Below are 13,274 nucleotides of genomic sequence, written 5' to 3'. Positions count from 1 at the left end.
CATGATCGTACGGATCATGGGGGAGGGGCAGGTGAGGCTGGCCGACAGCCACCTCACCGAACTGAACAAGCTCGACGACGAACTGCTGGCCGAGATGGAGAACGGCGACGGCCCCGGCTTCCGCCGCACCCTCCAGTCCCTTCTGACCAAGGTCCGAGAACTCGGCGAGCCCCTCCCGGACGACTCCTTGGAACCCTCGGAACTGATCCTCCCGTCCCCGGACGCGACGCTGGAAGAAGTCCGGGAACTCCTGAGCGACGACGGCTTGATCCCGGGCTGAGCACCGACGTACCTGCATTGCGCGGCGCAGCGGCACCCGTAGCGCCGGGCCGCGTACCCACCCCCGGCCCGCACCAGCACCGGGCACCGTTCGCACGGACCGTAACCCCGGCTACCGTAAACAGCCGTGAACACCCTCGACCGCGCCAGAGCCCACTTCAAAGCGCACCCCCTCGCACTGGACGCGGCCCTCGCAGCTGGCGTCCTGATCTGCATGGTGGCCGGCTCGTTCGTGGACCCGCATGGGCAGGACGGCGTCACCTGGCGCCTGCACACCCCCGACCTCCCCAGCCTCACCCTCATGACCCTCGGCGCCGCCACGCTCGTCTTCCGCCGCCGCGCCCCCAGAACCGTCCTCGCCGTCACCGGTACCCTCTCCGTCCTCGAGAGCGTCACCGGCGACCCCCGAGCCCCCGTGGCCATGTCCGCGGTCATCGCGCTGTACACCGTGGCCGCCACCACCGACCGCCACACCACCTGGCGCATCGGCCTGCTCACCATGACCGTCCTGACCGGCGCCGCCATGCTCGCCGGCCCCCTGCCCTGGTACTCCCAGGAGAACCTCGCGACCTTCGCCTGGACCGGCATGGCCGCCACCGCGGGCGACGCCATCCGCAGCCGCCGCGCCTTCGTCGACGCCATCCAGGAACGCGCCGAACGAGCCGAACGCACCCGGGAGGAAGAGGCCCGCCGCCGGGTCGCCGAGGAACGCCTCCGGATCGCCCGCGATCTGCACGATGTCGTCGCCCACCACATCGCCCTGGTCAATGTGCAGGCCGGAGTCGCCGCCCATGTGATGGACAAGCGCCCCGACCAGGCCAAGGAGGCCCTGGCCCACGTACGCGAGGCCAGCCGCTCCGCGCTCAACGAACTGCGCGCCACCGTCGGCCTGCTGCGCCAGTCCGGCGACCCCGAGGCACCCACCGAACCCGCCCCCGGCCTGGACCGCCTCGACGAACTCGTCGGCACCTTCCGCAGCGCCGGGCTCCACGTCGAGGTGGCCCGCGCCGACCAGGGCACCACCCTGCCCGCCGCCGTGGACCTCGCCGCCTACCGGGTCATCCAGGAAGCCCTCACCAATGTGCAGAAACACGCGGGAGGCGAGGCGAAGGCCGAGGTCAGCGTCGTCCGCGTGGGACCCCATGTGGAGATCACGGTCCTCGACGACGGCGCCCACGACCCGGAGGCCCCCATCTCCGGCGGCGGCCACGGACTGCTGGGCATGCGGGAACGCGTCACCGCCCTGCGCGGCACGCTGACCACCGGTCCCCGGTACGGCGGGGGTTTCCGGGTGCATGCGATCCTGCCGGTCAAGACCCGTACCGCCGTCACGGGAGAGCCGGGGGAGACCGTATGACCATCCGTGTCCTGCTCGCCGACGACCAGGCCCTGCTGCGCAGCGCCTTCCGCGTCCTGGTGGACTCCGAGCCCGACATGGAGGTCGTGGGCGAGGCGTCCGACGGCGCCGAAGCGGTGGCGCTGGCCAAGGAGCAGCGCGCCGACGTGGTCCTGATGGACATCCGGATGCCCGGCACCGACGGCCTCGCCGCCACCCGCATGATCAGCGCCGATCCGTCCCTCGCCCATGTCCGCGTGGTCATACTGACGACCTTCGAGGTCGACGACTATGTCGTGCAGTCGCTCCGCGCAGGCGCCTCCGGCTTCCTCGGCAAGGGCTCCGAGCCCGACGAACTGCTGAACGCCATCCGGGTCGCCGCCGGCGGCGAGGCCCTGCTCTCCCCGGCCGCCACCAAGGGCCTCATCGCCCGCTTCCTCGCGCAGGGCGGCACGGGCGACGACGACCACGACCCGGCCCGCGCCGAACGGCTCGACGCGCTCACCGTGCGGGAGCGCGAGGTGCTGGTGCAGGTCGCGGGCGGCCACTCCAACGACGAGATCGCCGAACGCCTGGAAGTCAGCCCGCTGACGGTGAAGACCCACGTCAACCGGGCCATGTCCAAACTGGGCGCGCGGGACCGGGCCCAGCTCGTGGTGATCGCGTACGAGTCGGGGCTGGTACGCCCAAGGGTGGACTGAGCGCGGGCCGGGTGTACTGCGCCCGGAGTATGCGCCCTACAAGGAACGGGACCTCGGGGCTACGAATCAGGGGTTCCGGATGGCTCAGGGTGTAGGAACCGCTCTGCTCAACAGAAGAGAGACCCTGATCCCATGTCCTGGCTGTCCAGATTCAGCCTCGCGCAGCGAGCCCTGATCGGGCTCATGTCGATCATCGCGCTCGCCTTCGGAGCGATCGCCATCCCCCAGCTCAAGCAGCAGCTGCTGCCGTCCATAGAACTGCCCATGGTGTCCGTCCTCGCGCCCTACCAGGGCGCCTCCCCGGACGTGGTGGAGAAGCAGGTCGTCGAGCCCATCGAGGACAGCCTCGAAGGTGTCGACGGCATCACCGGCGTCACCTCCACCGCCAGCGAGGGCAACGCCCTGATCATGGCGTCCTTCGACTACGGCACCGGCACCCAGCAGCTCGTCGCCGACGTCCAGCAGGCCGTCAACCGGGCCCGCGCCCAGCTCCCGGACGAGGTCGACCCGCAGGTCGTCGCCGGTTCCACCGACGACATGCCGACCGTGGTGCTCGCCGTCACCGCCGACAAGGACCAGCAGGCCCTGGCCGACGAGCTGGACAGGACGGTCGTTCCGGATCTGAAGGACATCGACGGCGTCGGCCAGGTCACCGTCGACGGGGTGCGTGACCTGGAGGTCACCGTCACCCCGGACGACGCGAAGCTGGCCGCGGCCGGTCTGACCGCGCAGTCCCTCACCCAGGCCCTCCAGGCGGGCGGCGCCACCGTGCCGGCCGGTTCCTTCGACGAGGACGGCGCCAACCGGACCGTGCAGGTCGGCGGCGGCTTCACCGCGCTGGAGCAGATCGAGGACCTGCGGATCAAGGGCGACGGGAAGCCGGTCCGCCTCGCTGACGTCGCGCAGGTCGAGCAGGAGCAGGCCCCGGCCGACTCCCTGACCCGGACGAACGGTGAGCCGAGCCTCGCGGTCATGGTCACCATGGACCGCGACGGCAGCGCGGTCGCCATCTCCGACGCGGTGAACGACAAGCTCCCGCAGATGCGCAAGGACCTCGGCGGCGGTGCCGAGGTGACCGTCGTCAGCGACCAGGGTCCGGCGGTGGCGAAGGCCATCGACGGCCTGACCACCGAGGGCGCGCTGGGTCTGCTCTTCGCGGTCCTGGTCATCCTGGTCTTCCTGGCGTCGATCCGTTCCACGCTGGTCACGGCGGTGTCCATCCCGCTGTCGGTCGTGCTCGCGCTGATCGTGCTGTGGACCAGGGACCTCTCCCTGAACATGCTGACGCTGGGCGCCCTGACCATCGCCATCGGCCGGGTCGTCGACGACTCGATCGTGGTCCTGGAGAACATCAAGCGGCACCTCGGCTACGGCGAGGAGCGCGAGGAGGCCATCCTCAAGGCGGTCCGCGAGGTGGCGGGCGCGGTGACGTCCTCCACGCTCACCACGGTCGCGGTGTTCCTGCCGATCGGCCTGACCGGCGGCATGGTGGGCGAGCTCTTCGGCTCGTTCAGCCTGACCGTGACCGCGGCCCTGCTGGCGTCGCTCCTCGTCTCCCTGACGGTCGTACCGGTGCTGTCGTACTGGTTCCTGCGCGCCCCGAAGGGCACCCCCGAGGACGCCGAGGAAGCCCGCCGCCAGGCGGAGGACAAGGAGGCGAAGAGCCGCCTTCAGCGCCTGTACGTCCCCGTCCTGCGCTTCGCGACGCGCCGCCGCATGACCAGCGTGGCGCTCGCGGTCGTCATCCTCATCGGCACCTTCGGCATGGCGCCGCTGCTGAAGACGAACTTCTTCGACCAGGGCGAGCAGGAAGTCCTCACCGTCAAGCAGGAGTTGAAGCCCGGCACCAGCCTGGCGGCGACCGACGCGCAGGCGAAGAAGGTCGAGCAACTGCTCGCCGACACCGAGGGTGTCAAGGACTATCAGGTCACCATCGGCTCGTCCGGCTTCATGGCGGCCTTCGGCGGCGGTACGGACACCAACCAGGCGTCCTACTCGGTGATGCTGGAGGACTCCGCGTCCTCCGGCGATGTCACCGACCGCATCGATGACGGCCTGAAGAAGCTCGACGGCATCGGCACGACCACCATCGCGGCCGGTGACGGCTTCGGCAGCCAGGACCTGAGCGTGGTCGTGAAGGCGGCCGACGCGAACGTGCTGCGCGAGGCCGCCGAGGAGGTCCGCAAGGAGGTTGCGGCCCTGGACGACGTCACCGACGTCACCAGCGACCTGTCGCAGAGCGTGCCGCGGATCTCGGTCAAGGCCAACGACGAGGCGGCGGCGGCCGGCTTCACCGACGCCACCCTCGGCGCGGCGGTCGCCCAGGCGGTCCGCGGCACCACGGCCGCGCAGGCCACGCTGGACGACACCGAGCGCGACGTCGTCATCCGCTCGGCGAAGCCGGCCGAGACGCTGGCCGAGCTCAAGGCCCTGCGCCTGGGCCCGGTGAAGCTGTCCGACGTGGCGACGGTGAAGCTGGTCGACGGCCCGGTGTCGATGACCCGGATCGACGGCCAGCGCGCCGCGACCATCACGGCGAAGCCGACCGGTGACAACACCGGCGCGGTCAGCGCGGACCTCCAGTCGAAGATCAACGGCCTGGACCTGCCCGACGGCGCCACGGCCGAGATCGGCGGCGTCTCCGAGGACCAGGACGAGGCGTTCGCCAACCTGGGCCTCGCGATGCTGGCGGCCATCGCGATCGTCTTCATGCTGCTGGTCGCGACCTTCCGCTCGCTGGTCCAGCCGCTGATCCTGCTGGTCTCGATCCCCTTCGCGGCCACCGGCGCGATCGGCCTGCTGGTCGCCACCGGCACCCCGATGGGCGTCCCCGCGATGATCGGCATGCTGATGCTGATCGGCATCGTGGTGACGAACGCGATCGTGCTGATCGACCTGATCAACCAGTACAGAAGGCAGGGTTACGGCGTGGTCGAGGCCGTGGTGGAAGGCGGCCGTCACCGTCTCCGCCCGATCCTCATGACGGCCCTGGCGACGATCTTCGCCCTGCTCCCGATGGCGCTCGGCGTCACCGGCGAGGGCGGCTTCATCGCCCAGCCGCTGGCCGTGGTGGTGATCGGCGGTCTGATCACCTCGACGCTGCTCACCCTGCTCCTCGTCCCGACGCTCTACACGATGCTGGAGCTCCGCAAGGAGCGCCGGGCGAGGAAGCGCGCGGCGAAGCGGGAGAAGAAGGCGGAGGTACCGGCCCAGCCGGAACCCGTGAAGGTGTGACGAAGCGGCCGGGTCCCGTACCTCGCGGTACGGGACCCGGCCGTATCCTTTGCCCTCAACAGACGTACGGGGGAGAGGGATCGGGGCGTGCCACTGCACAAGGACGATCCGAAGTCGGTCGGCGGGTACAGGCTGGCCGACCGGCTGGGAGCCGGCGGCATGGGCGTCGTCTACCGGGGCAGATCGCGCTCCGGCCGCGAGGTCGCGGTCAAGGTGGTGCACGCCCAGTACGCCGAGGACCCGGTCTTCCGCGCCCGTTTCCGGCAGGAGATCGAGGCCGTCCGCAAGGTGAGCGGCGCCTTCACCGCGCCGGTGCTGGACGCCGATGCGGAGGCGGCGCGGCCCTGGATGGCGACGCAGTACGTGCCCGGCCGCTCGCTCGCCGCCCACATCCGTGAGCTGGGCCCACTGCGGGATCCCGAACTTCGGCGGCTGGCACTGGGCCTGGTCGAGGCACTGCGGGAGATCCACCGGGCGGGCGTCGTCCACCGCGACCTGAAACCGGCCAACGTCCTGCTGGCCGACGACGGCCCCCGAGTCATCGACTTCGGCATCTCCCGCGCGGCGGAGAACATCACCCTGACCGAGACGGGGCAGATGGTCGGCACCCCGCCGTTCATGTCCCCCGAGCAACTGACGGACGCCCGGTCGGTGGGCCCGTCCTCCGACGTCTTCTCCCTCGGCGCGCTGCTGGTGTACACGGTCACGGGCCGGGGTCCCTTCGACGCGGACAGCCCGTACCTGACGGCGTACCGGGTGGTCCACGACGAACCGGTCATGGAGGGCGTGAGCGAGGCGCTGCGGGGGGTGCTGGAGCGGTGTCTGGCGAAAGAGGCGGCGGACCGGCCCGAACTGGACGAACTGGCCGGGGAGTTCGCGATGGTACTGCCGGAGGAGGCGGCGGACCGGCCCGAACTGGATGAACTGGCCGGGGAGTTCGCGACGGTACTGCCGGAGGAGGCGACGGACCGGCCCGAACTGGATGAACTGGCCGGGGAGTTCGCGATGGTACTGCCGGAGGAGGCGGCGGAGCGGCCCGAACTGGATGAACTGGCCGGGGAGTTCGCGATGGTACTGCCGGAGGAGGCGGCGGACGACCCGCCGACGGTGACCCTGCTCAGGGACACACCGCCGCTTCCCGACACCGGAGGCGCGGACCCGGCGCCGGACACCTCGCCCGGCCGCCGACGCCGGCTGCGCCCCCTGTGGGCCGCGACCGCCACGGTCGGCACGCTCGCCCTCGGCCTGACGGCGTATCTGCTGAACGGGCCGGGCTGGGCGGACAGCGAGGGCGAGGGCGGCGCGACCCGCACGCAGACCGCAGCCTCCCGCTGGACGCAGGAGCTGCCCACCGGCTGGCAGCCCTGGCAGACGACGGTGTACGCCACCGCCGACCGGGGCGTGAAAAAGGGGCGCGACCTGCTGGCGGAAGGGGTGGACAGCGGACCGGAGTGCCAGATGTACGAGGACTCCCTCTACTGCGCGGGCGACGGGGTACTGCCCCTGCGTCTCGACGGGCTCACCGGACGGACCGACTGGCGCGCCGACGTGGAGCAGCCCGCCACGGGCAAGGCGTCGTACGTCTATGAGCTCCTCGGCGTCGTGGACGACGCGATGCTGGTCGAGCACCGGCCCCAGATGGGGCAGGAGTCCACGGGCTCGGTCACCGCCTTCGACACGGAGACCGGGAAGCGGCTCTGGCAGCGCACGGTGGACACCAGATGGTCCAGCCCGCACCTCTCCGGTGACCTGGTGATCCTCCCGGACGACAGCGGCGATGCGCTGACCGCCCGCTCGCCGCGCACCGGCACCGAACGCTGGACGGCGCCGCTCCCGAAGGCGCACTACTGCTACGCGGCGGACTCCGTCGAGGATCTCTACCTGGAGTGCGCCCCGGACATCACCAAGCCCGCCGAGGACATGCTGCTCCTGGGTCTCGACCGGTCCGACGGCTCCACGCGGCGCCTGACGGTGCCCAACCGCGGAGTTCTCTTCGGGATGTACGACGGCCGGCTGCTCTACCTCGACCCGGCGGTGAACGAGGACGGGGACGTGCTCGCGGGAGACGAGGGGCCGTTCTCCCGGATCCGGCTGGTGCACCCGGAGACCGGTGTCGCGACGACGACGAAGCTGGCGGAGAACTTCGAGGGCAAGGTGACGCTGGCGGACGGCAAGCTGTGGTTCACCGGCTCCTCCGGCCAGGTGACCGCCGTGTCGGCCCGGACGGGCAAGCAGCTGTGGCAGACGCCGACGAGCCTGGAACAGCCGAGCGCGGTCACCCACGACCCGCGCACCCGCGTGGTCTACCTGTCCAGCGGCAGCGGCCGGGTCGCCGCCCTGGACGCCGAGAAGGGCACCCTGCTGTGGGAGACCTTGCCGCGTGCCAAGTGGGTCAACAAGCCCTCACGGCTGCCCGAGGTGCTGCTCCACAAGGGCGCCCTGGTCGTCCCCACCCCGGCCGGCGACATCTTCACCCTCGACCCCGCCCACCCCGACCGGAAACCCGTATCGGGGTGAGCGCGTGCCCCTCGCGGGCTACGGCAGCGCCAGCATCCGCTCAAGCGCCAGCTTCGCGAACGCCTCGGTCTCCTTGTCGACCTCGATGCGGTTGACGAGCTTGCCCTCGGCCAGGGACTCCAGGGCCCAGACCAGGTGGGGGAGGTCGATGCGGTTCATGGTCGAGCAGAAGCAGACCGTCCTGTCGAGGAAGACGATCTCCTTGCCCTCCGGCGCGAAACGGTTCGCCAGCCGGCGGACCAGGTTCAGCTCGGTGCCGATGGCCCACTTGGAGCCGGCCGGGGCCGCCTCCAGCGCCTTGATGATGTACTCGGTCGAACCGACGTAGTCCGCCGCGGCCACGACCTCGTGCTTGCACTCGGGGTGGACCAGGACATTGACGCCCGGAATGCGCTCGCGCACGTCGTTGACCGAGTCCAGCGAGAACCGGCCGTGCACCGAGCAGTGGCCGCGCCACAGGATCATCCTGGCGTCGCGCAGCTGCTCCGCGGTCAGGCCGCCGTTCGGCTTGTGCGGGTTGTAGACGACGCAGTCCTCCAGGGACATGCCCAGGTCGCGGACGGCGGTGTTGCGGCCGAGATGCTGGTCGGGCAGGAACAGGACCTTGTCACCCTGCTCGAACGCCCAGTCGAGAGCCCGCTTGGCGTTGGACGACGTACAGATCAGCCCGCCGTGCTTACCGGTGAAGGCCTTGATGTCGGCGGACGAGTTCATGTACGAGACCGGCACGACCTGCTCGGCTATCCCGGCCTCGGTCAGCACGTCCCAGCACTCGGCGACCTGCTCGGCCGTCGCCATGTCGGCCATCGAGCAGCCGGCGGCGAGGTCGGGGAGGACCACCTTCTGGTCGTCGCTCGTCAGGATGTCCGCGGACTCCGCCATGAAGTGCACGCCGCAGAACACGATGTACTCGGCCTCGGGCCGCGCGGCCGCGTCCCGGGCCAGCTTGAAGGAGTCACCGGTGACGTCCGCGAACTGGATGACCTCGTCGCGCTGGTAGTGGTGGCCGAGCACGAAGACCTTGTCGCCGAGCTTCTCCTTGGCCGCGCGGGCGCGCTCGACCAGGTCCGGGTCGGACGGCGAGGGCAGGTCACCGGGGCACTCCACACCACGCTCGCTCTTGGGGTCGGCCTCACGGCCGAGGAGCAGCAGGGCGAGGGGCGTCGGCTGTACGTCGAGCTCCTGGGTCTGGGCGGTGGTCACGACACGCACCCTTTCTGTTCTGCGGCTCGCCGGCCGGCGTTCACCGGTCGGCGGGGTCACCATCTGGCTTTTCGTCGAAATGACGCTATCTATCATAACCGCTTCACGTCAGTTTGACGATGGGCATAGCGTCCATGTGACGTGAATCCCTGTGAGCCGTCATTCATTCCCGAAAGGGCCGTTTTCCGCTCCGCGGAGCGTGTGCGAGCATGAAGAAGGAACCGCACGAACCGGTAAGACAAGCGCCCGGCCCGGAATGAATCCGCGGCCCCGCGGGTTGCAACCGTCGGCAAGCAGTCTCCGTACAACCCGGGAGAGATGTAGATGTCCGTATCGGACGAGACCAGCACCGTCACCGACGGCATCGTCCTGACCGACGCCGCCGCGTCCAAGGTCAAGGCCCTGCTCGACCAGGAAGGCCGTGACGACCTCGCCCTGCGCGTCGCCGTCCAGCCCGGCGGCTGCTCCGGCCTGCGCTACCAGCTCTTCTTCGACGAGCGCTCCCTCGACGGCGACGTGGAGAAGGACTTCGGCGGGGTCAAGGTCGTCACCGACCGTATGAGCGCCCCCTACCTCGGCGGCGCCACCATCGACTTCGTCGACACCATCGAGAAGCAGGGCTTCACGATCGACAACCCGAACGCCACCGGCTCCTGCGCCTGCGGCGACTCCTTCAGCTGAGCCCCTCGGGTTCTACGACAAAGGCGGCGACCCCCTCCGACGGGGCCGCCGCCTTCGTGCGTCCGGAGCCCTTACCGGGCCCCGGAGGTCTCCGGCAGCCGGGCCCCCGCCTTCTCCAGCGGGATCGCCTTGCCGTCCGAGCCCACGACCTTCCGGTCGCCGAGCGGTTCGTCCAGCTGCACCGTGCGGTGGTAGGTCTTGGCGATCATGATGCAGACCTTGTCGGGCCAGGGGGTCTCGGTCACCGTGACCCGGACCCCGTCGCCGCTCTCGCTCACCTTGGCGTCGTAGTCGGCGCACACCCCGCCGGTGAAGGCGACGCTGAGCTCCTTGCCCTCGGTGGTGTAGCCCTCGACGGTCACATTCCGTGTGGTCTGCTCGTCACCCGGGCCGGTCGGCCGCGGACTGGGCTGCTCGGTCGGGGCGCCGGACGGCGCGGCCGAGGCCAGGAACTTCGGGTCGATCGCCGGATGCGTCACCGTGAAGCTGTCCTGCGCGCCCGGCGCCCGCACCTGGAACAGCCAGGACGGCACCAGCGTCTGCCGCGCGTCCACATAGTGCGAGGCCAGCCCGAACACGGCCTTCTCGACGGTGATCGTGTCCTTCTTGGGAAGGGCCGTCGAGTCCGAACCGCAGGGCTGCTCCACCCCGTCCTCCAGCGGTACGGGACTGGCGCAGCCCCCGATGCCCGCGCGCGGGTCGTCCGCCGGCGCCGAGTTCATCAGGGAGAGGGTCTTCTCGGCGCTCAGCACGGGATACGTGTCGCCCTTGACCGGCGTCTTCAACTGACCGCTGCCGCCGACCACTTCGCCCTGCGCGCTGACGGTCACGCCCGTCGTCCAGCCGTAGGTGGGCAGCCCGCCGACCACCGGCTCGGCGTTCACCACCCGCTGGGCGTCCATGACCTGGCTCGCGTCGAGCTTCGCGTCGTCCTGGCCCACCGCCTTCAGCACCGGAGCGGCGGCCTTCTTCGCGGCCTCCTCGCTCACCGGGTCGACGGCGGGGCCTCCGGGCTTGTCGGCGCAGATGGTCGGGCTCTGGCAGTTGTCGGTGCCGGGCGCGTACCGCTGGAAGGTCCAGGCGCCCGGCGCCCGCTGGTTCACCTGCAGACTCGGCCCCGACCCGTCCTTGGCGCCGATCCGCCAGGCCTGCCCCTGGAGCACCGGCTTTCCGGAGACGCCGAGCGCGGTGGCGAGCCGGGTCACCTCGTCCGCGGTGACCTCGCCCCGGGCCCGGTACACCGGAGCCGAGCCGGGCCCGTCCGGGAGCGCGCCGTCGGCCTGGAAAGTGGCGCCGTACGGATTCGGCTCCCCGGGCGCGATGCCCCCCGTCGCACCCTCGGAATACCCGTCGAGCGCGAGTGGCGGGGGAGTGTCGGCGCCGGGCGCCCCCGAGGACGTACCGCCGTCCGAGCCGTCGGAGGCGGTGGCGGCCAGGTAGGCCCCGCCACCGCCGACGACCAGCACGGCCGCGGCCACGGAGGCGATGATCACGGAGGAGCGGCGCCGCCCGGCCCGGGCTTCCTCACGGTCCGCCTCATGGACGGCCTCCCCACGGCCGACGGACCGCACGGACGCGGTTCCGTCGGCATCCTGGGCGGCTTCCGCGCGGCTCTCCTCGGTTACGGTCCCGGCGGGAGCCTCCTCCGACACGGCCTCGCCCCGCGCAGCGCTCTCCTCCGCTTCGGTCCCGGCGGGAGCCTCCTCCGACACGGCCTCGCCCCGCGCAGCGCTCTCCTCGGCCCCGACCGTGTCATCGGCGTCCCGCGCGGGGCCGGTGTTCTCGACGGCGCCGGGCTCGGCCGCGTCGTCGTTGTCGGGTCGCTCGGTGTTCACCGCATCGCTCCTTGGGTCGTATCCCGCATCCCCCTTCCGGGGGACAGCGATGGGACGCGGCACACGAGCGCACGGTTCCCGCGAGCGGGACTGTTCAGTCGCCGTAGTCCGACATGGCGTCCAGCAGCCGCGCGGACTTGTTCGGCACCTTCACCCCGTGGATGAGCGAGGGGGAGACCGGGCGCGGGGCGATCCGGTCGGGAACCGCCCAGTGGGGAGCCATCCGGGCGCAGTCGCCGCGCAGCGCCGCCAGGTCGCCGTCCGGGTCGACCGGAACGGGCGCCGGAGCCTTGAGTTTCGTCATAGCGGAAACGTAAGCACGTCATGGCCTGCGGAGAAAGATCTACTATCGGGTAGTTTCAGCCACTTCTGAGTCCTCCGGGGACCCGGTAGCGTTAACTGTCAATCCGCCTCCGCATCCGCAGGAGAATCCCAGCCGTGCGCATCGCAGTCACCGGCTCCATCGCCACCGACCACCTCATGACCTTCCCCGGCCGCTTCGCCGACCAGCTCGTGGCGGACCAGCTGCACACGGTCTCGCTCTCGTTCCTGGTCGACAACCTGGACGTCCGCCGGGGCGGCGTCGGCGCGAACATCGCCTTCGGCATGGGTCAGCTGGGCACCCGGCCGATCCTGGTCGGTGCCGCGGGCTTCGACTTCGACGAGTACCGGGCCTGGCTCGACCGCCACGGCGTCGACACCGACTCGGTGCGCATCTCCGAGACCCTGCACACCGCGCGCTTCGTGTGCACCACCGACGCCGACCACAACCAGATCGGCTCCTTCTACACCGGCGCGATGAGCGAGGCCCGGCTCATCGAGCTGAAGACCGTCGCCGACCGCGTCGGCGGCCTCGACCTGGTCCTCATCGGCGCCGACGACCCCGAGGGGATGCTGCGGCACACCGAGGAGTGCCGTTCGCGCGGCATCCCCTTCGCCGCGGACTTCTCCCAGCAGATCGCCCGGATGAACGGCGACGAGATCCGGATACTGCTGGACGGGGCGACCTACCTCTTCTCCAACGAGTACGAGAAGGGGCTCATCGAGACAAAGACCGGCTGGTCCGACGCGGAGATCCTGGCCAAGGTGGGCTGCCGTGTCACCACGCTCGGCTCGCAGGGCGTCCGTATCGAGCGGGTCGGCGAGACCCCGATCGAGGTCGGCTGCCCCGAGGAGGAGCGCAAGGCCGACCCCACGGGCGTCGGCGACGCCTTCCGCGCGGGGTTCCTGTCGGGGCTGGCCTGGGGCGTCTCACTGGAGCGCGCCGCACAGGTCGGCTGCATGCTGGCGACCCTCGTCATCGAAACGGTGGGCACGCAGGAGTACCAGCTGCGCCGCGGCCACTTCATGGAGCGCTTCATGAAGGCGTACGGCGACGAGGCCGCGGCCGAGGTCCAGGGGCACCTGGCCTGAACTAGGGGGTGTTTTGAAAGTCCTGTGCGGTGCCCGCGGTGTTCGGTGCGTGCCCTCGGCGTGCCGGACGAAGGC

At 70.7% G+C, this 13,274-nt stretch carries 10 protein-coding genes; 7 read left to right on the top strand and 3 right to left on the bottom strand.

The features are described 5' to 3' along the window. Position 1: 1 nt before the first annotated feature. The 5 genes from RMT89_RS35355 (at position 2) to RMT89_RS35335 (ending at position 8,067) form a co-directional block, all read left to right on the top strand. Positions 2-280, top strand: a complete 279-nt coding sequence (locus RMT89_RS35355; protein WP_315887847.1) for a PspA-associated protein PspAA — start codon at positions 2-4, stop codon at positions 278-280. A 126-nt stretch (positions 281-406) separates the two neighbouring features. Continuing rightward, complete coding sequence (locus tag RMT89_RS35350; protein WP_315887846.1) at positions 407-1,636, top strand: sensor histidine kinase; 1,230 nt, start codon at positions 407-409, stop codon at positions 1,634-1,636. Next, a complete protein-coding gene (locus RMT89_RS35345; protein WP_315887845.1) occupies positions 1,633-2,316 on the top strand; it encodes a response regulator transcription factor in 684 nt (227 codons plus the stop codon). The genes RMT89_RS35350 and RMT89_RS35345 overlap by 4 nt, the downstream gene beginning before the upstream one ends. A 132-nt stretch (positions 2,317-2,448) precedes the next feature. Continuing rightward, the gene (locus RMT89_RS35340; protein ID WP_315887844.1) at positions 2,449-5,550 is read left to right on the top strand and encodes an efflux RND transporter permease subunit; all 3,102 of its coding nucleotides are present in this window, start codon (positions 2,449-2,451) and stop codon (positions 5,548-5,550) included. An 87-nt stretch (positions 5,551-5,637) separates the two neighbouring features. Then, positions 5,638-8,067, top strand: a complete 2,430-nt coding sequence (locus RMT89_RS35335) for a protein kinase domain-containing protein (protein WP_315887843.1) — start codon at positions 5,638-5,640, stop codon at positions 8,065-8,067. 18 nt (positions 8,068-8,085) lie between these two features. On the opposite strand, the gene nadA is transcribed toward RMT89_RS35335, so the two are convergent. Then, positions 8,086-9,270: a quinolinate synthase NadA gene (nadA, locus tag RMT89_RS35330; protein WP_315887842.1), complete on the bottom strand. Its 1,185-nt coding sequence runs from the start codon at positions 9,268-9,270 to the stop codon at positions 8,086-8,088. Between the two features lie 324 nt (positions 9,271-9,594). On the opposite strand from nadA, the gene RMT89_RS35325 reads away from it, so the two are divergent. Beyond that, the gene (locus tag RMT89_RS35325) at positions 9,595-9,951 is read left to right on the top strand and encodes an iron-sulfur cluster assembly accessory protein (protein WP_004001854.1); all 357 of its coding nucleotides are present in this window, start codon (positions 9,595-9,597) and stop codon (positions 9,949-9,951) included. Between the two features lie 71 nt (positions 9,952-10,022). Here RMT89_RS35325 and RMT89_RS35320 read toward each other — a convergent pair whose 3' ends face one another. Next, positions 10,023-11,786, bottom strand: coding sequence for a hypothetical protein (locus tag RMT89_RS35320; protein ID WP_315887841.1), 1,764 nt, complete (start codon positions 11,784-11,786; stop codon positions 10,023-10,025). 94 nt (positions 11,787-11,880) lie between these two features. Beyond that, positions 11,881-12,090, bottom strand: coding sequence for a hypothetical protein (locus RMT89_RS35315; RefSeq protein ID WP_315887840.1), 210 nt, complete (start codon positions 12,088-12,090; stop codon positions 11,881-11,883). A gap of 134 nt (positions 12,091-12,224) precedes the next feature. Here RMT89_RS35315 and RMT89_RS35310 point away from each other — a divergent pair, with 134 nt between their 5' ends. Further along, positions 12,225-13,199, top strand: coding sequence for a carbohydrate kinase family protein (locus RMT89_RS35310; protein ID WP_315887839.1), 975 nt, complete (start codon positions 12,225-12,227; stop codon positions 13,197-13,199). Positions 13,200-13,274 lie beyond the last annotated feature (75 nt).

The sequence above is a fragment of the Streptomyces sp. P17 genome (genome assembly GCF_032436805.1).
In the GTDB taxonomy this organism is placed as follows: domain Bacteria; phylum Actinomycetota; class Actinomycetes; order Streptomycetales; family Streptomycetaceae; genus Streptomyces.
This window is presented reverse-complemented; position numbering and strand designations above follow the sequence as displayed.

What these genes read in the sequence shown, in the direction of transcription:
- RMT89_RS35355 (WP_315887847.1), top strand. Translation starts at nt 2, where the DNA reads ATGATCGTACGGATCATGGGGGAGGGGCAGGTGAGGCTGGCCGACAGC.
- RMT89_RS35345 (WP_315887845.1), top strand. Translation starts at nt 1,633, where the DNA reads ATGACCATCCGTGTCCTGCTCGCCGACGACCAGGCCCTGCTGCGCAGC.
- RMT89_RS35340 (WP_315887844.1), top strand. Translation starts at nt 2,449, where the DNA reads ATGTCCTGGCTGTCCAGATTCAGCCTCGCGCAGCGAGCCCTGATCGGG.
- RMT89_RS35325 (WP_004001854.1), top strand. Translation starts at nt 9,595, where the DNA reads ATGTCCGTATCGGACGAGACCAGCACCGTCACCGACGGCATCGTCCTG.
- RMT89_RS35315 (WP_315887840.1), bottom strand. Translation starts at nt 12,090, where the DNA reads ATGACGAAACTCAAGGCTCCGGCGCCCGTTCCGGTCGACCCGGACGGC.